The organism is Saccharothrix sp. ALI-22-I (assembly GCF_001984175.1).
Classification (GTDB): Bacteria; Actinomycetota; Actinomycetes; order Mycobacteriales; family Pseudonocardiaceae; genus Actinosynnema.
The window spans coordinates 242,565-263,933 of record NZ_MTQP01000059.1 but is presented as its reverse complement, the minus strand read 5'-3'; the positions used below and the strand labels follow the sequence as shown (position 1 = coordinate 263,933).

Sequence of the window (21,369 nt, the reverse complement as noted above, 5' to 3'; positions counted from 1 at the left end):
TCGACGCCTCGACATCCGCCGCCGCGGCGAACACGGCTGCCTCGTTCAGCAGCGGACGGGAAAGTTCCATACCTCCATGATATTCGAACGAGCGTTCGCAGATCATCACTCAACCAGGCGAAACAATCGTCCACAAACGACACCCTCAGTCACGAATTTTCCTAGTGCACCAAGCACAAGCGGAACACGAAAGGCGGGTGGCTCATCCGAGCCACCCGCCTCCCCGTCACCACAACGGAACCATCACATCAGACCATCACATCAGATGATCGACTCAGATGATCGACAACGCCTGCTGCGCACCCAACTTGCCCGCCTCGATCGCACCCTCGATGTAGCCGTGCCACGCCGCCGGCACGTCACCCGAGGCGAACACGATCCGACCGTGCGGCTGGTGGATCGCGGGCACCTGCCGCAGCAGCTGGTTCGGCCTGCGCAGCGCCCAACCCCCCATCGCCCACCGGTCCCGCGCCCACGAGTGCGCCCGGAACTCGCGGACCGTCGCGCCCGGCAGGATCGTCCGCACCTTCGCCTGCACGTCGGCCACGCTGGTCAGGTTGATCGTCGGGTCGACGGTGAACCCGACCACCAGCTGGTCGCCGTCCGGCAGTTCGCTCTGCGGCACGATCCACGACATCGGCGCGCCCTCCGGCCCCAACGCGAACGGCAGCCGGTGCTCGCCCCGCAGCCGGATGAGGAGCTTCGCCGCGTTCGGCACGCCGACACCCTCACGGGTCGCCGACGTGTGCACCGCGGGCAGTCCCGGCTGGAAGGAGATGGTGCGCCACACGTTCACCGGCACCGCCACCACCACCGTCGGCGCGTAGTAGCGCACGCCCGCACGCGTGGTCACCACGACGCGCCCCGGCTCCTCGGCCACCGACGCGACCGGCGAGTTCAGCCGGAGGTCCGCCTGGGCGTCGGTGAGCATCGCGTTCAGCAACGCCCCCGTGCCGCCCTGGATCAGGTACTCCTGCAGCTCGTTCCACCCCTGCCCGGTGTGCCCACCGCCGGCCCAGGCCTGGGCGAACGCGGTCAGGCCGCCGACCGTGCTGGAACCGCCGGAGAACACGCCCGTCATGCCGCTGAGCCACAGCTTGTCCTGTGGGGACAGGGTGAGCTGGTTCAGCCTGTCCTGCAACGACAGCGGGTCGTAGCGGGCCAGGACGTCGGCCGCGTACAGCGGTTCCCGGGGTCGCGGGAAGTAGGTCGCGGACCCGTCGAACAGCCGCGCCAGCAACGAGTTGAGGTGGTCGTTCGCGGTGACGAAGTCGACCTCCTGCTGCCCGCCCGCGGCGGTCGGGAAGAACGCGCGCAACGGCAGCGGACCACCGGACTTCGTCGCGATCCCGTAGCGCCGCAGCTCGGCCATGGCGTTGGTGTGCACGTCGCCGACCCACTGGCCGCCGAACTCGATGGTCTCGCCTTCGTAGCTGCTGGTCCACGTGCGACCGCCGACCCGGTCGCGGGCCTCCAGCAGCACCGGCCGCAGACCCGCCTGCCGCAGGTCGCGTGCCGCGGTGACGCCCGCGAAGCCCGAGCCGATGACGATCACGTCGGCCGACCGGCCGGTCTCGTCGGCGTTCGCGGCCGGCGCTGCGGCGAATCCGGCCGCGCCGGCCAGCGCCGCGCCGCCCGCCGCCTTGAGCACCGTGCGGCGCCCGATCAACCGTTCCTGCTCCCCGCTGCTCATCGCGTGGTGCCCCCTGGTTCGAATGACATCGTCGCAATCCTTTGCCGCAACGAAAACGCGCGTGTTGACGACTGGATCACCTGTCTATCGAGGCGTGAGCACAACGCGGCAATCGCGGGATAACCGGGCGTTAATCGACGCGTGCCGATGCGTGCCGATGCGTGCCGAAAGAACGTGGCCGAAAAAGAAGCCGCCCCGACGTCGTTGTCGGGGCGGCCGGGCATCACGGTCGATCGGAACAACCGATCACACCACGGCGAGCGGAAGCATGTTGGGGATCACCGGGGACGGCAGGTCGGACGAGCCGGTCAGGAAGCGGTCCACCGCGTTGGCCACCGAACGGCCCTCGGCGATCGCCCACACGACCAGGGACGCGCCGCGGTGCGCGTCACCGCAGACGAACACGCCGGGCGACTGGGTCTGCCAGTCCGAGCCGCACGAGATCGTGCCGCGCGACGTGAGCTGGATGCCGAGCCCGTCCAGCAGCGGCATGTGCTCGACGCCCTCGAAACCGATGGCCAGCAGCACCAGGTCCGCCGGCAGCACCTCGACCTCCTCGGACGTCGGCACCACCTGTCGGCGACCGGAGGCGTCCTTCTCCACGCGCACCTTGCGGAGCTGGATGTGCCGCACGTGCCCCTCGTCGTCGCCGACGAACTTCTCCACCGCGACCGCGAACTTCCGCTCCCCCACCTCCTCGTGCGCGGGGTAGGTGCGCAGGATCCACGGCCACACCGGCCACGGCGACCGCGCGTCGTCCCGCTGGGACGGCGGCATCGGGTACTGGTCGAGCTGCAGCACCGACGCCGCACCCTGCCGGGACGCGGTGCCGTAGCAGTCCGCGCCGGTGTCGCCGCCGCCGATGATCACGACGTGTTTGCCGGCCGCGTCGATGGCGGGCGGGCCGTCGCCCTCGACCGCCCGGTTCGCGGGCACCAGGTGCTCCATGGCCAAGTGGATGCCCTGCAACGAACGCCCCGGCGTGGTGGTGTCGTCACGGCCGCGCAGAGCGCCCACGGCGAGCACCACCGCGTCGAACTCCGAGCGCAGCTCCTCGACGGTCAGGTCCACGCCGACCTCGCAGCCGGTGACGAACTTCGTGCCCTCCTTGCGGAGCTGCGCGAGCCGCCGGTCGAGGACCTTCTTCTCCATCTTGAACTCGGGGATGCCGTAGCGCAGCAGCCCGCCGAGCCGGTCGTCCCGCTCGAACACGGTGACCTCGTGCCCGGCGCGGGTCAGTTGCTGGGCCGCGGCCAGCCCGGCCGGGCCGGAACCGACGACCGCGACCTTCTTGCCCGACGCCACGTGCGACTGCACCGGCGGCACGTACCCCTGTTCCCACGACACGTCGGCGATGGTCTGCTCGACGCGCTTGATCGCGACCGCGCCGCCCGCGTCGTGGCTGATCGCCAGCACGCACGCCGCCTCGCACGGCGCCGGGCACAGCCGACCGGTGAACTCGGGGAAGTTGTTCGTCGCGTGCAACCGGTCCGACGCCGACTCCCAGTCGCCCCGCCGCACCAGGTCGTTCCACTCGGGGATCAGGTTGCCCAGCGGGCACCCGGCCGACCCGGAGTGGCAGAACGGGATGCCGCAGTCCATGCACCGCGTCGCCTGGACGCGCACGTCGGCGTCCCGCTTCTCCGGCGGGACGTCGAGGTACACCTCGTTCCAGTCCGACAGCCGTTCGGCGGCGGGCCGCTTCTTCGGCTCGGCACGGGAGTGCTTGAGGAAACCGTACGGGTCAGCCACGGGAGGCCTCCATGATCGCCTGGTCGACGTCCCTGCCTTCCGCGCGGGCGAGCCTCATCGCTTCGAGCACGCGCTGGTAGTCACCGGGCATGACCTTGGTGAACGACGCGGAACGCCGGGGCCAGTCGCCGAGCAGCGACGCGGCCACCGCCGAACCGGTGAGCTGGTGGTGGCGTTCCACCACTTCGCGCAGCCAGCGCAGGTCCTCCGCACCGGGCCTCTGGAGTTCGACCATGGCGGGGTTGACCGCCGCCGGGTCGAGTTCCAGCACGTACGCGATACCGCCGGACATGCCGGCGGCCAGGTTGCGGCCGGTCGGCCCGAGCACCACGGCCCGACCACCGGTCATGTACTCGAACGCGTGGTCGCCCACGCCCTCGGCGACGGCCAGCGCGCCCGAGTTGCGCACGCAGAACCGCTCGCCGACCCGTCCGCGCAGGAAGATCTCGCCGGACGTGGCGCCGTAGCCGATCACGTTGCCCGCGATGACCTGCCGTTCCGCGGCGAACGGCGCGTCCGGGTGCGGGCGGACGATGATCCGGCCACCGGACAGGCCCTTGCCGACGTAGTCGTTGGCGTCGCCGATCATCTCCAGCGTGATGCCGCGAGGCACGAACGCGCCCAGCGACTGGCCGGCCGAGCCGGTGAACGTCACGTGGATCGTGTCGTCGGGCAGGCCGTCACCGCCGAACCGCCGCGTCACCTCCGCGCCGAGCAGCGTGCCGACGGTGCGGTTGACGTTGCGCAGCGGCAGTTCCAGCCGCACCGGCCGCGCGTCCTCCAGCGCCGCGTCGGCGAGTTGGAGCAGCGTGCGGTCCAACGCCTGGGCCAGGCCGTGGTCCTGGTCGCGGACCTTGCGCTTGGCCGTGTGGTACGGCGTCTCGGGCACCTCGAACACCGGCGACAGGTCCAGCCCGGCCGCCTTCCAGTGCTCGATGGCCTCGTTGGTCTCCAACAGCTCGGCGTGGCCCACGGCCTCGTCGATGGTGCGGAAACCCAGTGACGCCAGCAGTTCCCGGACTTCCTGGGCGACGAAGTGGAAGAAGTTCACCACGTGGTCGGCCTGACCGGTGAAGCGCTTGCGCAGCTCCGGGTTCTGCGTGGCGATGCCGACCGGACAGGTGTCCAGGTGGCAGACCCGCATCATCACGCAGCCCTCGACGATCAGCGGCGCGGTCGCGAAACCGAACTCCTCCGCGCCGAGCAGGGCCGCGACCACGACGTCACGGCCGGTGCGCATGGCGCCGTCCACCTGCACGGTGATCCGGTCGCGCAAACCGTTGAGCAGCAACGTCTGCTGAGTCTCGGCCAGGCCGATCTCCCACGGCGTGCCCGCGTGCTTGAGCGAGTTCAACGGGGACGCGCCGGTGCCGCCGTCGTGGCCGGAGATCAGCACCACGTCCGCGTGCGCCTTCGCCACACCCGCCGCGACCGTGCCGACGCCGACCTCGCTGACCAGCTTCACGTGCACGCGGGCCTGCTCGTTGGCGTTCTTCAGGTCGTGGATCAGCTGCGCCAGGTCTTCGATCGAGTAGATGTCGTGGTGCGGCGGCGGGGAGATCAGGCCGACGCCCGGCGTCGAGTGCCGGGTCCGCGCGATCCACGGGTACACCTTGTAGCCGGGCAGCTGCCCGCCCTCGCCGGGCTTCGCGCCCTGCGCCATCTTGATCTGGATGTCGCTGGCGTTGACCAGGTACTCGCTGGTCACGCCGAACCGGCCGGACGCGACCTGCTTGACCGCCGACCGCCGCTCCGGGTCGTACAGGCGCTCCGGGTCCTCGCCGCCCTCACCGCTGTTGGACCGGCCGCCCAGCCGGTTCATCGCGATGGCCAGCGTCTCGTGCGCCTCCGCCGAGATCGACCCGTAGGACATGGCGCCGGTGTTGAAGCGCTTGACGATCGACGAGACCGGCTCGACCTCGTCGATCGGGATCGGCGTGCGACCCCCGTCCTTGAACGAGAACAGGCCGCGCAGCGTGCCGCCCATCCGGGCCAGCCGCTCCACCTCTTCGGTGTAGCGCCGGTAGACGTCCTGCTTGCCGGTCTTGGTGGCGTGCTGGAGCAGGAACACCGTCTCCGGCGAGAACAGGTGCAGCTCGCCCTCGCGGCGGTAGGCGTACTCGCCGCCCACTTCGAGCCTGCGGTGCACGCGGTCGGTCGGGTTGTCCGGGTGGGCGCGGCGGTGGCGCACCGCCACCTCCGCCGCCAGCACGTCCAGGCCCGCACCGCCGAGCTTGGACACCGTGCCGGTGAAGTACTCGTCCAGCAGGTCCTTGGACAGGCCGACGGCCTCGAACACCTGCGCCGCCGTGTACGCGCCGACGGTCGAGATGCCCATCTTCGACATGATCTTCAACGTGCCCTTGACCAGGGCCGTCACGTAGTTCCGCACCGCCTTGCGCGGCTCGATGCCGGTCACCGCGCCGGTGGCGATCAGGTCCTCGATCGTCTCGAACGCCAGGTACGGGTTCACCGCGGCGGCGCCGTAGCTCAGCAGCGCGGCCACGTGGTGCACCTCGCGGGCGTCACCGGTCTCCACGACCAGCGCCACGCGCAGCCGCTCCTTGGTGCGCACCAGGTGGTGGTGCACCGCGGACACCAGCAGCAGCGACGGGATCGGCGCCATCCGGTGGTCCGAGTCGCGGTCCGACAGCACCAGCGTGCGGGCGCCGTTCGCGATCGCCTCGGACGCCTCCCGGCGCACCCGCTCGATCGCCGCCGCCAACGCCGCGCCGCCACCGTCCACCTCGTACAGGCCGGACAGTACGGTGCACGCGAAGCCCGGCAGGTCGCCGTCGTCGTTGATGTGGATGAGCTTGGCCAGCTCGTCGTTGTCGATCACCGGGTAGGTCAGCTTGATGTGCCGGCAGCTGACCGGGCCCGGCTCCAGCAGGTTGCGCTCCGGGCCCATCACCCGCGACATGCTGGTGACGATCTCCTCGCGGATCGAGTCCAGCGGCGGGTTCGTCACCTGGGCGAAGTTCTGCGCGAAGTAGTCGTAGAGCAGCCGGGAGCGCTGCGACAGCGCCGCCACCGGGGTGTCGGTGCCCATCGAACCCAGCGGCTCCGCGCCCGTGGTGGACATCGGCGAGAGCAGGATGCGCAGCTCTTCCTCGGTGTAGCCGAACGTCAGCTGACGCCGCACCACGGCCTCGTGGCTCTGCTCGACGTGCTCGCGGTCGGCCAGGTCGGCCAGCTCCAGCAGGCCCGCGTGCAGCCACTCGTCGTACGGCAGTTCGCCGGCCAGCTTCGCCTTGACCTCGTCGTCCTCGACCAGGCGACCCTCGACCGTGTCGACCAGGAACATCTTCCCCGGCTGGAGGCGGCCCTTGGCCACCACCTGGTCCGGCGGCACGTCCAGCACACCGGTCTCCGAGGCCAGCACCACGCGGCCGTCGACGGTCTGCCACCAGCGGGCCGGGCGCAGACCGTTGCGGTCCAGCACCGCGCCGACCAGCGAACCGTCGGTGAACGTCACGCACGCCGGGCCGTCCCACGGCTCCATCAGGCTGGCGTGGAACTCGTAGAACGCGCGGCGCTTCGGGTCCATCGAGGTGTGGTTCTCCCACGCCTCCGGGATCATCATCAGCACCGCGTGCGGCAGGCTCCGGCCGCCCAGGTGCAGCAGTTCCAGCACCTCGTCGAAGCTCGCCGAGTCCGAGCCCTCCGGGTGGCAGATCGGGAACAGCCTGGTCAGGTCACCCGGGATCAGGTCGGACGCGAGCAGCGCCTCCCGGGCCCGCATCCGGTTGCGGTTGCCGCGCACGGTGTTGATCTCGCCGTTGTGCGCGACGTACCGGAACGGGTGCGCCAGCGGCCACGACGGGAACGTGTTCGTGGAGAAACGCGAGTGGACCAGGGCGATCGCGCTGGCCAGCCGCTCGTCACGCAGGTCCGGGAAGAACGCCGGCAGCTGGCCCGTGGTCAACATGCCCTTGTAGACGATCGTCCGGGACGACAGCGACGGGAAGTACGTGCCGACGTCCGCCGCCGCGCTCTCGTGCTCCACCCGCTTGCGCAGGGCGAACGTGAGCCGGTCCAGCTCGACGCCCTGCCGGCGGGTCTCGCTCGCCACCAGCAGCATCGCGAAGTGCGGCATCACCGAACGGGCGGTCGGGCCGACACCGGCGTGGTCGGGGGCGGTCGGCACATCGCGCCAGCCCAGGACCTCCAGGCCCTCCTCGACGGCGACCCGCTCGGCCAGCTCCACCGCCTTCGCGCGGTCCTCGGCGTCGGCGGGCAGGAACGCGATACCTGCCGCGTACGCGCCCGGCTCCGGCAACTCGAAGTCCAGCACGGCCCGCAGGAACGCGTCCGGCAGCTGCAGCAGGATCCCGGCGCCGTCGCCGCTGGTCGGTTCGGCGCCCGCGGCGCCACGATGTTCCAGGTTGGCCAGCGCGGTGAGCGCGTCGACGACGATGTCGTGCGAGCGCCGGCCCTTGATGTCGGCGACCATCGCCACACCGCAAGCGTCACGTTCCGCGGCGGGGTCGTAGAGCCCCTGCGGGGACGGGATGGCGGAGAAGATCACTGCGCAGACCTCCTTCGTCGTCCTTGGTGAAAGAACGAGTCCTCGTGTCCAGGTCCTGGAATCCGGGTGCTGGGCACGGGACGACGATGGCCCGCGTGTTGACGCGACTTTAACAGTCGCGAAACCGAACCACACCATCCTTCGGGTGATCTCGGTCGTCGATGCGTAACGATTCGGCCCGCTGGCGCGATACCGGGGCCGGCTTGTTACGCGCTGGTTAGCATAACTCCTTGACAGCTGGCGCGCGCGTCGGTGAGAGCTTGCGTACACGCAGGTGAGCCCCCGTGCCGTCGCCTGGCTGAGGGGAGAGGGCGACGACCCGGGGGCTCACGGCCAAGTGGCTCCTGCGGGTGGTTCTAACGGGTGGCGGCACCCACGGGCTCACGGTCCCCGGCATCGTCATCGTCGTCACCGTGCTGACGGTCCATCAGGGCGTCCACGTCGACCTGCGACGGGTTGTCCAGGACCTCGCGCAGCCGGGCCTGGTCCAACTGGCCCTGCCAGCGGGCCACCACGAGGGTGCCCACACCGTTGCCGATGACGTTGGTGATCGCCCGCGCCTCGGACATGAACCGGTCGATGCCCACGATCAGCGCGATGCCGACCGCCGGGATGGCGCTGTTCGCCTCGAACGCGCTCAGCGACGCCGCCAGCGTGACCAGACCCGCGCCGGTCACACCCGCCGCGCCCTTGCTGGCCAGCAACATGAACAGCAGCAGGCCGATCTGGGTGCCCAGACCCACCTCCACGCCCGTCGCCTGGGCGATGAAGATCGCGCCCATGGTCAGGTAGATGCAGGTGCCGTCCAGGTTGAACGAGTAGCCGGTCGGGATGGTCAGGCCGACCACCGACTTGTCCGCGCCCGCCGCCTCCAGCTTCACCAGCATCCGCGGCAGCACCGTCTCGGAGGACGACGTGCCGAGCACGATCAGCAGCTCGTCCTTGATGTAGCGGAGGAACTTGAAGATCGAGAACCCGGCGTACAGCGACACACCGCCGAGCACGACCAGGATGAACAGCAGGCACGTCGCGTAGAACGAGCCCATCAGCCAGGCCAGCTTGCCCAGGATCGAGCCGCCGAACTTGCCGATCGTGTAGGCGATGCCGCCGAACGCGCCGATCGGCGCCGCGTACATGACGATCTTGATGACGCCGAACATCACCTTGGAGAACGTGTCGAGGGCCGCCACGACCTTCTCGCCGCGCTTGCCCATGCCCGCCACGGCCACCGCGACCAGCACCGCGACCACCAGCACCTGGATGAGCTGACCGTCGGTGAACGCGCCGATGAACGACTTCGGCACCAGGCCGAGGATGAACCCGGTCACGCCCGTCTCGGCGTTCGCGGCGTCGGCCAGCGTCTTCTCCGCCGCGCCGTCGTTGATCGGGATCGACGGGCCGTGGTGGCCCGGCTTGACCAGGTTGACCACGACGAGACCGATGGCCAGGGCCGCCGTCGTCATCGCGGTGAAGTAGAGGATGGTCCGCAGCGCCAGGCCGCCCGCCTTGGCCAGGTTGCCCAGGCCCGCGATGCCGACCACGATCGTGCAGAAGATCGTCGGGGCGATGACCACCTTGACCAGCGCGACGAAGAAGTCGGCCATCCACTTCATGCCCGAGGCCTGTGCGGGGAAGGCATACCCGACGATCACGCCGAGGATGATCGACACCAGCACCCAGAAGTAGAGGTGCTTGTAGATCGGTTTCCGCTCACGGCTTTGTGCGCTGACCACGTCTCCTCCAAGGGGGACCATCTGCCTGACGGCGGTGGGGGTTGGTTGGTGATCCTGAGCACAGCCCGGCACCACGACAAGGAGCACGCCGGAAACTTCAGATCCCTCTGACGTAACGCCCCGTTCACTCGCTCGACGGGACTAGTCTGCTGACGTGCAGGTGTCCCGGCGCTCACTGCTGCTCGCCGCCGTGGCCGCGGGCGTTCCAGCCGGCCTGCCCGCCTGCACGTCCACCGGCACTCCGGTCATCGACGAGCTCGTGCTGGCCACCGGCCCGGCGGGCGCGGTGTTCCGCGAGGTGGGCGGCGCACTGGCGAAGGCCCTGGAAGATCAACTGCCGGGGACCCGGGTGCTGGTCCGGTCGACCGCGGCGTCGGTGGAGAACGTCCGACTGCTGCAGGAGGGCCAGGTCCACCTCGGACTGTCCTCATTGGATCCGCTGGAAGGCGCTCTGCTCAGCGCCGACGACCCCGGCGGCATCAGTGCCGTCGGGCGGCTCTACGACAGCTTCATGCAGATCGTGGTGCCCGCCGACTCGCCGGTGCGACGACTGGCCGACCTGGCCGGCCGCAGGGTGTCGTTCGGCCCGTCCGAGTCCGGGACGGAGTTCACCGCCACCCGCCTGCTGTCACTGCTCGGGGTACAGGTGGACGCACGCCGAATGGCCCACTCCGAGGCCGCGCGGCAACTGGTGAAAGGGTCGCTGGACGCGTTCCTCGCACTGACCGGCATCCCGACACCGGCGGTGACGGACATACTCGACGCGTTCCCCCTGCGCCTGCTCGAACTGCCCGACGAGGCGGTGCGCCTGGCCACCGACCACCCAGGTCCCTACATCCCGGCCACCATCCCCGCCACCACTTACGGCGACCTGGGCCCGTGCCGGACATTCGCCGTGCCGAACCTCCTACTGGCCCGCACAGCACTGCACGCCGATGTAGTAGAGATCGTGACCCGAACCGTTTTCACACAATCGGAACGAATCGTAGCCGGCCACGCCGAGGCCAGCCGGATAAACGTCCGAACCGGCATAGCCACAGGTCAGGTACCCTTGCACAAGGGCGCCGAACGCTGGTTCCGAGCCGTGAAACGGTGAACGGCACCCGACTATGCCCCACCCATCCCCACCCTCGCCACCCAACCGCCCCACAACCACCAAATCGAGCGAACCACCCGTGAATGGAAAGATTCACGGAAACTTTCCGCGCACCATTGACGTTGCCGGAATAGAAGGAGGCGGCACCACCGGCGGGCAGTAGGCCCCCACGGCACACAGCGCGGCCACACTGGCACTGACACACAGCCACACAGCGCGGCCGCACTGGCACTGGCACGGTCAGCGCACCACACGGTCAGCGCACAGTCCGCACACGCAAGCCGGACCGCACCAAGCCGGACAAGGCCCGCGCGGCGGGCGGCTCCGGCGCAGCGGGTGGTTCAGGCGCTGAGGCGGACCACGGCGTCCAGGCCGTGCGGCTTGGCGGGCAGCAGCTCCAGCTCGCCGCCTGCGGACTGGATCAGTTCGGCGCAGATCGCCAGTCCCAGGCCGGTGCCGGCGATGTTCTGGTGGCGTGGCGCGCGCCAGAAGCGGCTGATCGCGTCGGCGCGTTCCTGGTCGGACAGGCCGCCGCCGTCGTCGGTGACGTGCAGTTCGACCTGGCCGTCGGCGGTCCTCCCCCACACCTTCACGTGTGTGCCGCCGGAGAGGCGGATGGCGTTGCCGACGAGTTCGTCCAGGACGCTGCCCAGCCCGCCTGGGGGTTCCAGCACGCGGAGGCCGGGTGGGACGTCGACGTCCAGGGCCATGGCGCCGGCCAGGGCTCGCCAGCCGGGGACGTGGGTGGCGAGGAGGTTGTCGACGTCGACCGGTTCGGCGGCGGAGGCGCTGTCCAGGCGGGTCGCGGCCAGGAGGGTGTCCAGGACGCGGCCCATTTCCTCGGCTTCGTCCACGGCGATGCTTTGTGCCTCGCGGCCGGCTTCGCCGGTGACGTACGGGGCCATGTTGTCCACTGCCAGGCGGAGGCTGGCCAGGGGGTTGCGGAGTTGGTGGGAGGCGTCCGAGACGAACGCGCGTTGTCTGCGGAGGGCGCGGCTCACGACGTCGACCATGGCGTTGAAGCTGGCGGCCAGTCTGCGGAGTTCGGGTGGGCCGCCGAGTTCGTCGGCGCGGGCGTCCAGGTGGCCGCCGGCGACGGCCGCGGTGGCCTCGTCGAGTTTGCGGACGGGGCGCAGGACCCAGCGGGACATCGGCCAGGCGACCGCGACCACGCCGAGCATGGGGATGAGGCCGATCAGGGCCAGCACGCCCCATTGGCGCAGGATCGCGGATCTGAGGCCGTCGGTCGGGGAGATCGTCACGACGGCCGCCACCACTTCGCTGTCACGGCCCACCGGTTCGACCACGACCAGGTTCGCCTGCTCCCACGGCCACACCGACGGGTCGGTTTCGCCGCGGAAGCCGACGAGCGCCTCCTTGAGGCCCGTGGTCACTTGCGGATCGTTCAACGGGAACGGCTCGCGCGAGGACGCGACCAGTCCGCCGTCGGTTCCCACCAGGGCGGCCGAGATGCCGTAGAGCTGGTCGTAGCGGTGCAGTTCCTCGCGCAGCGCGGTGAGCCTGCCGGACGCCAGGGCGTTCTCGGCCAGTGAGGCGAACCGGCTGGCGTCGCTCAAGCGGTCCAGGTAGGTCTCCTGGCTCTCGCGTTGCACGACGGCGAACGCGAGCGGCACGCCCAGGGCGGCCACCAGGGCTACCAAGAGCGGCACGATGAGGACCAGCAGGCGGCGCAGCACGCGAAGGCAACCTTCCGAGATGACGTGCGTCTCACTTTCGCGGGCTGTTCGGTCCGCGAGAAGGGGGAATCAGCATGTTACGCAAGGTTGCACTGTTACTCGTGGCGCTGACCGCCGTCGCGGTGGTGGCGCCGGTCATGTCGGCTTCCGCCGCACCGGCCGTGTGCGCGCCGGTGGACTGGGGGTCGGGGCCGAAGGTGGCGTGGCCGGCCTCGACCGGGCAGTTGACGAACATCCGGGCGGGGCGGCAGGAGTGCTACGACCGGCTGGTGTTCGACTTCACCGGTGTGAACGACGGCTATTACGTGCAGTACGTGCCGGAGGTGACCCATGAGGGGTCGGGCAAGCCGGTGCCGTTGCGCGGTGACGGGAAGTTGCAGATCACGGTGCACTCGCCGGCCTACGACGGGAACGGCAACCCGACCTACACCTACCCGAACGCGGCCGAACTGGTGGACGTCACCGGTTTCCAGACGTTCCGGCAGGTCGCGTGGGCCGGGTCGTTCGAGGGGCAGACGACGGTGGGGCTCGGTGTGCGTGCCCTGCTGCCGTTCCGGGTGTTCACGTTGCCCGGCCGGGTCGTGGTGGACGTCGCGCACGTGTGGTGATCGGTCGGCGGGTGTGGTGATCCGCGGTCAGGTGTGGGCTGCCACCCGGTAGCCCACACCCCGGATCGTCTCGATGCGCAGGGCGTCGCCGAGTTTGCCGCGCAGTGCGGCGATGTGGGTGTCCAGCGTGCGTGACGGCGCCTCCCAGTGCGCCTGCCACACCTGGTCCACGATCAGGTCGCGGCTGACGACCGTGCCCGCCCGGCCGACGAGCAGGGCGAGCAGGTCGAATTCCTTGCGGGTCAGGATCACCGGTTCGCCGTTGATCCTGGCTTCGCGGCCGGCCGGGTCCAGGGTGAGCGGGCCGAGGGTGATCTGGTGCTCGACTTCGGCGGCCCGTGCGGAGCGGGTGCGCCTGAGCACTGCTTCTATGCGGGCGAGCAGTTCGGCGGTGCCGAACGGCTTCACGACGTAGTCGTCCGCGCCCAGGCGCAGGCCGAGGACCCGTTCCCGTTCCTCGCCGCGCGCGGTGACGGTGATGATCGCGGTGCCGGTGCGGTGGCGGAGTTCGCGCAGCACGTCGAGGCCGTCGCCGTCGGGCAGGCCGAGGTCGAGCAGCACGACGTCAGCCGGGGGTGCGGTCAGTGCTGCGGCGGCGGTGCCCACCCGGTGGACTTCGTAGCCCGCGTGCCGGAGTGCGGTGAGCAGACCACGCGCCACCCGGTCGTCATCTTCGACGACGAGGATGCGCATGGCTCCTACTGGTCCGGCTTGTCGCCGGTGTCCGTGGGCTTGTCGGGTGCGGTCTTCGTGTCGGGGACGGTCGTCGCCTCGTCGTCGACGGCGGCGGTGTCGTCGGTGCCGTCACCGTCGGTTTCGGGTTTCGGTTCGTCGGGGTCGGTGCGCACGATGACCTCGCGGTCGCCCTTCTTCGCGGCCAGCACGAAGTAGACGATCGCGCCGAGGAACACGACGACGGACGTGATCACGTTGATCCGCAGTCCGAACACCTCGGTGGCCGGGTCGGTGCGCATGAGCTCGATCCAGAACCGGCCGGCCGTGTAGCCCGCGACGTACAGCGCGAACACCCGTCCGTGACCCAGTCGGAACTTGCGGTCGGCCCACACGATCAGCAGCGCGACGCCGACGTTCCACAGCAGTTCGTAGAGGAACGTCGGGTGCACGATCTCGATCGGCGTGTGGTCCAGCGCCACGCCGCCCAGGTCGTCCTTGAAGCCGGTGGCCGGATCGACCCGCTCGTAGATCTCCAGACCCCACGGCAGCGTGGTGGGACCGCCGTACAGCTCCTGGTTGAAGTAGTTGCCGAGGCGGCCGACGGCCTGCGCCACGACGATGCCGGGCGCCAGCGCGTCCGCCATCGCGGGCAGCGGGATGCCCTTGCGCCGACACCCGATCCACGCGCCCACACCACCCAGTGCGATGGCGCCCCAGATGCCCAGGCCGCCGTTCCAGATGGCCAGTGCCTCCAGCGGGTTGCGGCCCTCACCGAAGTACTTCGGGTAGTCCGTCGCCACGTGGTAGAGCCGACCGCCGACCAGCCCGAACGGGACGGCGTAGACGGCGATGTCGGTGACTTCGCCCTTCAATCCGCCTCGGGCGACCCAGCGCCGTTCACCCCACCAGATCGCCAGGATGATGCCGAGGATGATGCACAGCGCGTAGGCGCGGAGCGGGATCGGTCCCAGTTGCCACACACCCTGGTCGGGGCTGGGGATCGTCGCGAGGTAAGTCGTCACCACGGCCACCACCGTAGTGGGTGTACCCATCCGTCCTAGAGGGACAGCTCGATTGTTACCGGGAAGGGTCGTTCGAGCTTCAGCACGCCGTCCTCACTGCGAGCGATCTCGACGTACTCCCCTGCCTTCAGTTCGAACAACGTCGCGGCGGCCACGGCATCCTTCGGGTCTACGACCAGGTAGAACGGCACACCGGCCTCGGCGTAGAGCTTCCGCTTCAGCACGAGGTCGTTGAACTTGTTGCTTGGCGACAACACCTCGCCGGCCAGCAGTAGATCCGCCACCGGCAGCAGCAGGCCGTCTTCGCCTGCCACGTTCACGGTGAAGTCGGCGATGAGCATCCGCGTGTCGGACACCTCGAGGTTGAGCCCGGCGATCGCCTCCAGGCCAGGAGGACAGGCAGCGTGGAGAGCCTCCGTGATACGGGAAGCGAGCCGCTGGTGTCGAACCGTGCCACCCGGGCTCATGAGCAGCGATCCGTCGACGAGCTCGACCCGCTGCAGTGTTTCCTCGGGGAGTGCCATGACGTCGTCCAACGTCCATGGGCCGTCGTGGTCCAGCAATGGGTGCGAATACTCGTAGTCGGCCGGCATCGCCATGCGACATCACCTCCGGAGACAGCCCGACGCAGGCCAGTGTGGCACGCCGGGTCGGGAGCGGGCTTGATCATGTGCCCACTGTGCCGACGCACACCGACAAAATCGAGGCGTCAAGGCCCTCGAACGGAGTAGTTCACTCGAACGTGCGTACTAAACAGCCGCAGCAGCTTGGCGCACCCCGGTGGCCAACTCTTCGGTCAGGGCCGCGACCGTGTCGTCCTGCACGGCGGACACGAAGGCGGAGCCCACGATCACGCCGTCCGCGAACGCCGCCAGTTCCGCCGCCTGGGCGCCGTTGCGCACGCCCAGGCCGACGCCGATCGGCATGTCCGTGTGCTCACGCACGCGCTTGACCAGCGCCGGAGCGGCCGACGAGACGACATCGCGGGCGCCGGTCACGCCCATCACCGACGTCGCGTAGAGGAAGCCGCGGGACGACCGCGCGGTCAGGCCGATGCGCTCCTCGGTGGACGACGGCGCGACCAGGAAGATCCGGTCCAGGTCGTGCGCGTCCGTGGCCGCGATCCACTCCGCGCCCTCGTCGGGCACGAGATCAGGCGTGATCACGCCGAGCCCGCCGGCCGCCGCCAGATCGCGCGCGAACCGGTCCGCCCCGTACGCCAGCACCGGGTTCCAGTACGTCATCACGACCGCACGCCCACCGGCCGCCGCCACGGACTCGACCACGCCGAACAGGTCCCGCACCCGGAACCCGCCGCGCAACGCCTGCTCGGCGGCGCGCTGGATGGTCGGCCCGTCCATCACCGGGTCGGAGAACGGCAGGCCGACCTCCACCAGGTCGCACCCGGACGACACCATCGTCCGCAGCACGTCCTTCGAGCCCTCCACCGACGGGTAGCCGGCGGGCAGGTACCCGATCAGGGCTGCCCGCGACTCGGCCCGACAAGCCGAGAAGAGCGAAGAGAGCCTGCTCACGACTCCACCCCCAGCCCGAACCACTTGATCGCGGTGTCCATGTCCTTGTCGCCGCGACCGGACAGGTTCACCAGGATCAACCCCTCCGGTCCCAGCTCGCGTCCCAGCACCAGGGCGCCGGCCAGGGCGTGCGCCGACTCGACCGCCGGGATGATGCCTTCTTCCCGTGACAGCAGCGCGAACGCCTCCATCGCCTGGGCGTCGGGCACCGGCCGGTACTCGGCCCGCCCGGTGTCCTTCAGGTGGGCGTGCTCGGGCCCGACGCCGGGGTAGTCCAAGCCGGCCGAGATGGAGTGCGCCTCGGCGATCTGCCCGTCGGAGTCCTGCAGGACGTAGGACATCGCGCCGTGCAGCGAGCCGGGCGTGCCGGCGGTCAACGTCGCGCCGTGCCGGGCGGTGTCGATGCCGTCACCGCCGGGCTCCAGGCCGACCAGCCGCACGGACGGGTCGTCGATGAACCCGTGGAAGATGCCGATGGCGTTGGACCCGCCGCCGACGCACGCGGCGACGACGTCGGGCAGCCGGCCGGCCTTCTCCAGGATCTGCTCACGGGCCTCGATGCCGATGATCCGGTGGAAGTCGCGCACGAGCACCGGGAACGGGTGCGGCCCGGCGGCGGTGCCGAGCAGGTAGTGCGTGTCGTCGACGTTGGCGACCCAGTCGCGCAGCGCCTCGTTGATGGCGTCCTTCAGGGTGCGGGAGCCGTTCGTCACGGGGATGACCCGCGCGCCGAGCAGCCGCATCCGGGCCACGTTCAGCGCCTGCCGCTCGGTGTCGACCTCGCCCATGTAGACGACGCACTCAAGCCCCATCAGGGCGCAGGCGGTGGCGGTGGCCACGCCGTGCTGGCCTGCGCCGGTCTCGGCGATGACCCGCTTCTTGCCCATCCGCTTGGTGAGCAGCGCCTGGCCCAGCACGTTGTTGATCTTGTGCGAGCCGGTGTGGTTGAGGTCCTCGCGCTTGAGGAACACCCGTGCGCCGCCCGCGTGGGCGGCGAACTTGGGCGCCTCGGTGAGCAGCGAGGGGCGTCCGGCGAAGTCGCGCAGCAGCCGGGCGAACTCGTCCAGGAACTCCGGATCGACCCGCGCCTTCTCGTAGAACGCGGCGAGTTCGTCCACGGCGGCGATGAGCGCTTCCGGCATGAACCGGCCGCCCCACGGCCCGAAGTGGCCCCGCTCGTCCGGGTCGTGGGGTGTCGGAGCCAACTGGCCGCGCGACATGCGCACTCCTCCTACCGGTTCTTACCGGTTCTTACCGGCTGGGCCGGGGACACGCCGGGTGGGAACCCGCGGTCACCAGCTTGTTCACCGCGACCTTGGGGTCGCCGCTCGTCACCAGGCTCTCGCCGACCAGCACCGCGTCGGCGCCCGCGCCCGCGTACGCCATCAGGTCGCCCGGCCCGGTGACCCCGGACTCGGCGATCTTGATGGTGTCGAAGGGCAGGCCGGGCGCGATCCGCCCGAAGACGTCCTTGTCCACTTCCAGGGTGTGCAGGTTGCGGGCGTTCACGCCGATGACGCTCGCCCCCGCCTCCAGCGCGCGGTCGGCCTCCTCGGCCGTGTGCACCTCGACCAGCGCGGTCATGCCCAGCGACTCGACCCGGTCGAGCAGCGAGACCAGCGCGTTCTGCTCCAGGGCGGCCACGATCAGCAGCACCAGGTCCGCGCCGTGCAGGCGCGCCTCGTGCACCTGGTAGGGGCTGACGATGAAGTCCTTGCGCAACAGGGGGACGCCCACCGCCGCGCGCACCGCGTCGAAGTCCGCCAGGGACCCGCCGAAGCGGCGCTGTTCGGTCAGCACGCTGATCGCCCGCGCGCCGCCGAGCTCGTACTGCGCGGCGAGTTCCGCGGGCTCCGGGATCTCGGCCAGCGCGCCCTTGGATGGGCTGCGCCGCTTGACCTCGGCGATGACGCCGACACCCGGTCCGCGCAGGATCGACATCACGTCCTGCGGCGGCGGCACCTTGGCCGTCTTCTCCCTGAGCACGTCGAAGGGCAGTGCCGCCTCGCGCACGGCGAGGTCCTCGCGGACGCCTTCGATGATCGACTCGAGCACGGTCATCCGAGCACCTCGCCCGACTCCGTCAGGCCTTCCGGTTCAGTCGCAAGCTCCCGCACGTCATGTACCCCTTCCCGCCACGAGGATGCTAACCCCGCCCTGAACCCCGTCCGGCCACCGGGTAGTCCCGTTCGCGCTGATGGCCGGGGTTCTTGCGAGCCGACGTGCGCAAACGTGCGGGACCCGCCGGTCCGCCGGCCGGCGTCGCGTGATCAGTCCCGATCCGTGGGATCGTCGCCGCGTTCCAGCGCGTTCCACAGCTCTCGCTCGGGATCGGCGGTCCGCTTGGCCGCGCCGGGTGTCTGGTAGCCGCCTCCCAAGCGGGGCATGGACGAACCGCGCACGACGAGCAGCGCACCGGCCGCGACCACGAGCAACGCGCCCGCGAACACCAGGCCGCGGCCGAGGACCGGCCCGTCGGTTCCCACTGCTTGGAACGCCGCCACGCCGCCCGCGAGGAGCACCACGACGCCGAGGACGCGCCGGACCCAGCCGCTCAGCGCCACCACGGCGGCGATCGCGGCCAGGCACAGCAACGCCAACGGCGTCAGTGCGGGCACGACTTCCGCGCCGCTACGGTCCGCCGAAGCGTCCCAGGTGATCCCCGAAGCGCCCCACAACGCCACCGCGCCGAGCAGCAGCAGCGCCACCACGATCCACAGTGGACGCCTGTCCGGCCGCACGCCGGGCGCGGGCACCTCAGACACGGGCCGGGTCCACCGCCGTGGTCATGGTCTGCGCGGTGGCGATCGCCGACAGCACCGCACCCGCCTTGTTCAGGCACTCGTTGTCCTCGGCGACCGGGTCGGAGTCGGCCACGATGCCGCCGCCCGCCTGCACGTACGCCACGCCGTCGCGCACCAGGGCGGTCCGGATGGCGATGGCGGTGTCCGCGTCGCCGGCGAAGTCCAGGTAGCCGACCACGCCGCCGTACAGGCCGCGCCGGGTCGGTTCCAGTTCCTCGATCAGCTCCATCGCGCGCGGTTTCGGCGCGCCGGACAGGGTGCCGGCCGGGAAGCACGCCGCGACCGCGTCGAACGCCGTCTTGCCCTCGGCCAGTTCGCCGCTGACCGTGGACACGATGTGCATGACGTGGCTGTACCGCTCGACCTTGAAGAAGTCGACCACGGTCACCGAACCCGGCTTGCACACCCGGCCCAGGTCGTTGCGGCCCAGGTCGACCAGCATCAGGTGCTCGGCGCGTTCCTTGTGGTCGGCCAGCAGGTCCTTCTCCAGCAGGGCGTCTTCCTCCTCGTCGACGCCACGCCACCGGGTGCCCGCGATGGGGTGAGTGGTGGCCTTGCCGTCGCGCACGGTCACCAGCGACTCGGGGCTGCACCCGACGATGTCGAAGTCTTCCAACCGCAGCAGGTACATGTACGGGCTGGGGTTGGACGTGCGCAGCACGCGGTAGATGTCCAGCGGGTCGGCGGTGGTGCGCATCTCGAACCGCTGCGACAGCACGACCTGGAACGCCTCACCGGCGCGGATGGCCTCCTTGGCCTTCTCCACCACCGCGTAGTGCTCCTGCTGGGACCGGCGGCGGACGAACTCCGGCTTCGGTCGGGCGAACACCGCGATCGTGGGCGGCGCCGCGCTGTGCAGGTCGTGCGTCATCCGGTCGAGGCGGGCCACCGCGTCGTCGTACGCCGCGTCCACCCGTTCCGGTGAATCGTCCCAGTTGATGGCGTTGGCGATGAGCGTGACGGTGCCCTCGTGGTGGTCCAGCGCGGCCAGGTCGGTGGCCAGCAGCATGACCAGCTCGGGCACCTTCAGGTCGTCCTCGGCCAACGACGGCAGCCGCTCCAGCCTGCGCACGGCGTCGTAGCCGATGTAGCCGACCATGCCGCCGGTCAGCGGCGGCAGACCGGGCAGCGGGTCGGTGCGCAGCACCTCGATGGTCTCCCGCAACGCCACCAGCGGGTCGCCGCCCTCGGGCAGGCCGACCGGGTGCGGTCCCTGCCAGAACGCCTCACCGCCGGTCGCGGTCAGCGAGCCCGCGCTGCGCGCGCCGACGAACGACCAGCGCGACCAGGAGCGGCCGTTCTCGGCCGACTCGAACAGGAACGTGCCGGGACGGTCCGCCGCGAGTTTGCGGTACAGGCCGACCGGTGTCTCCGCGTCCGCCAGCAGCCGCCGCACCACCGGGATGACCCGTCGTTGGGCCGCCAGCTCGCGGAACTCCTCGCGCGTGGGGCTGACCTCGCCCAGACCCGCGCCTGCACCGATGACGCTCACCATGGGCGACATTGTGCCGGTTGTCCCAGCCGTGCCCGCACCGGCGGTCTGGACCCCCGGTATTTCATCGCGCGTTGAAAAAGCGCGGGCCATCACCCATGATGATGGCGTGAACCAGAGCCCGGACCAAACCGAACCCAAGCGCCGCGGCCGACGGGCGGGCGGCGAGGACACCAAGGCCGCGCTGCTGGCCGCGGCCCGCGAGGTGTTCGTCGAACGCGGCTACGAGGGTGCGACGGTGCGGTCCATCGCCGCGCGGGCCGGCGTGGACGCGGCGATGGTCAACCACTGGTTCGGCGGCAAGGAAGGGCTGTTCGCCAAGGCCGTGCTCCAGGTGCCGGTCGACCCGAACGCGCTGGTGGAACGGTTGCTCGACGGCCCGGTCGAGGAGATCGGCGAACGGATCGTGCGCAACTTCCTCGGCGTGTGGGACCCCATCGGCGGCGGCCAGTTCGCCGCGCTGGTGCGCAGCGTGACCTCGCACGAACAGGTCGCCGATGTGCTGCGCGGCTTCTTCGTGCAGACCCTGCTGAAGCGGCTCACCTCGCACATCGACGCGCCGGACGCCGAGTTCCGCGCGACCCTGCTGGCCAGCCAGATCTTCGGCATGGGCATGGCGCGGTACGTGATCAGGCTGGAGCCGTTCGCGTCGGCGGACGTGGACACGATGGTCAAGGCCATCGCGCCGAACCTCCAGCGCTACCTCACCGGGGACATCGACTGAGACTCGA

The 21,369-nt window shown here is 70.3% G+C and carries 16 protein-coding genes; 3 read left to right on the top strand and 13 right to left on the bottom strand.

The genetic code is table 11. From position 1 onward, the window contains the following. Positions 1-274: 274 nt before the first annotated feature. The 4 genes from ALI22I_RS19625 to dctA all read right to left on the bottom strand — a co-directional run bounded on the left by ALI22I_RS19625 (position 275) and on the right by dctA (position 9,709). Positions 275-1,693 carry a flavin monoamine oxidase family protein gene (locus tag ALI22I_RS19625; RefSeq protein WP_077006958.1) on the bottom strand — a complete coding sequence of 473 codons (1,419 nt, stop codon included), beginning with the start codon at positions 1,691-1,693 and terminating at the stop codon, positions 275-277. Between the two features lie 246 nt (positions 1,694-1,939). Then, the gene (locus ALI22I_RS19620; RefSeq protein ID WP_077006957.1) at positions 1,940-3,445 is read right to left on the bottom strand and encodes a glutamate synthase subunit beta; all 1,506 of its coding nucleotides are present in this window, start codon (positions 3,443-3,445) and stop codon (positions 1,940-1,942) included. Then, positions 3,438-7,976: a glutamate synthase large subunit gene (gltB, locus tag ALI22I_RS19615; protein WP_077006956.1), complete on the bottom strand. Its 4,539-nt coding sequence runs from the start codon at positions 7,974-7,976 to the stop codon at positions 3,438-3,440. The genes ALI22I_RS19620 and gltB overlap by 8 nt, the downstream gene beginning before the upstream one ends. A gap of 356 nt (positions 7,977-8,332) precedes the next feature. Next, positions 8,333-9,709: a C4-dicarboxylate transporter DctA gene (dctA, locus tag ALI22I_RS19610; RefSeq protein WP_238598452.1), complete on the bottom strand. Its 1,377-nt coding sequence runs from the start codon at positions 9,707-9,709 to the stop codon at positions 8,333-8,335. A 154-nt stretch (positions 9,710-9,863) separates the two neighbouring features. On the opposite strand from dctA, the gene ALI22I_RS19605 reads away from it, so the two are divergent. Further along, complete coding sequence (locus ALI22I_RS19605; protein ID WP_238598451.1) at positions 9,864-10,805, top strand: TAXI family TRAP transporter solute-binding subunit; 942 nt, start codon at positions 9,864-9,866, stop codon at positions 10,803-10,805. A gap of 341 nt (positions 10,806-11,146) precedes the next feature. Here the strand turns inward: ALI22I_RS19605 and ALI22I_RS19600 are convergent, their stop codons facing one another. Next, entirely contained in the window at positions 11,147-12,502 is a 1,356-nt protein-coding gene (locus tag ALI22I_RS19600; protein ID WP_077006954.1) for a sensor histidine kinase, read from the bottom strand. A 74-nt stretch (positions 12,503-12,576) separates the two neighbouring features. Here ALI22I_RS19600 and ALI22I_RS19595 point away from each other — a divergent pair, with 74 nt between their 5' ends. After that, positions 12,577-13,110, top strand: a complete 534-nt coding sequence (locus ALI22I_RS19595; RefSeq protein WP_077006953.1) for an AMIN-like domain-containing (lipo)protein — start codon at positions 12,577-12,579, stop codon at positions 13,108-13,110. Between the two features lie 27 nt (positions 13,111-13,137). Here ALI22I_RS19595 and ALI22I_RS19590 read toward each other — a convergent pair whose 3' ends face one another. From ALI22I_RS19590 to ALI22I_RS19555, 8 genes are all read right to left on the bottom strand, one after another. Then, positions 13,138-13,803, bottom strand: a complete 666-nt coding sequence (locus ALI22I_RS19590) for a response regulator transcription factor (protein ID WP_077006952.1) — start codon at positions 13,801-13,803, stop codon at positions 13,138-13,140. Between the two features lie 5 nt (positions 13,804-13,808). After that, complete coding sequence (gene lgt, locus ALI22I_RS19585; RefSeq protein WP_083751843.1) at positions 13,809-14,837, bottom strand: prolipoprotein diacylglyceryl transferase; 1,029 nt, start codon at positions 14,835-14,837, stop codon at positions 13,809-13,811. A 5-nt stretch (positions 14,838-14,842) separates the two neighbouring features. Beyond that, the gene (locus tag ALI22I_RS19580) at positions 14,843-15,400 is read right to left on the bottom strand and encodes a Uma2 family endonuclease (protein WP_238598450.1); all 558 of its coding nucleotides are present in this window, start codon (positions 15,398-15,400) and stop codon (positions 14,843-14,845) included. Between the two features lie 156 nt (positions 15,401-15,556). Then, positions 15,557-16,342 (bottom strand): tryptophan synthase subunit alpha, encoded by a 786-nt coding sequence (gene trpA, locus ALI22I_RS19575; protein WP_077006950.1) that lies wholly within the window; start codon positions 16,340-16,342, stop codon positions 15,557-15,559. Continuing rightward, positions 16,339-17,562: a tryptophan synthase subunit beta gene (trpB, locus tag ALI22I_RS19570; protein WP_077006949.1), complete on the bottom strand. Its 1,224-nt coding sequence runs from the start codon at positions 17,560-17,562 to the stop codon at positions 16,339-16,341. Before trpB ends, trpA begins: the two co-directional genes overlap by 4 nt. A gap of 31 nt (positions 17,563-17,593) precedes the next feature. Continuing rightward, positions 17,594-18,403: an indole-3-glycerol phosphate synthase TrpC gene (gene trpC, locus ALI22I_RS19565; protein ID WP_077006948.1), complete on the bottom strand. Its 810-nt coding sequence runs from the start codon at positions 18,401-18,403 to the stop codon at positions 17,594-17,596. A 209-nt stretch (positions 18,404-18,612) separates the two neighbouring features. Continuing rightward, positions 18,613-19,107 (bottom strand): Trp biosynthesis-associated membrane protein, encoded by a 495-nt coding sequence (locus ALI22I_RS19560; RefSeq protein WP_083751842.1) that lies wholly within the window; start codon positions 19,105-19,107, stop codon positions 18,613-18,615. Further along, on the bottom strand, positions 19,100-20,641 hold the full coding sequence (locus ALI22I_RS19555) for an anthranilate synthase component I (RefSeq protein WP_077006946.1): 1,542 nt from the start codon (positions 20,639-20,641) through the stop codon (positions 19,100-19,102). The genes ALI22I_RS19560 and ALI22I_RS19555 overlap by 8 nt, the downstream gene beginning before the upstream one ends. A gap of 106 nt (positions 20,642-20,747) precedes the next feature. On the opposite strand from ALI22I_RS19555, the gene ALI22I_RS19550 reads away from it, so the two are divergent. Beyond that, positions 20,748-21,362, top strand: a complete 615-nt coding sequence (locus tag ALI22I_RS19550; protein ID WP_077006945.1) for a TetR/AcrR family transcriptional regulator — start codon at positions 20,748-20,750, stop codon at positions 21,360-21,362. Positions 21,363-21,369: the final 7 nt, after the last annotated feature.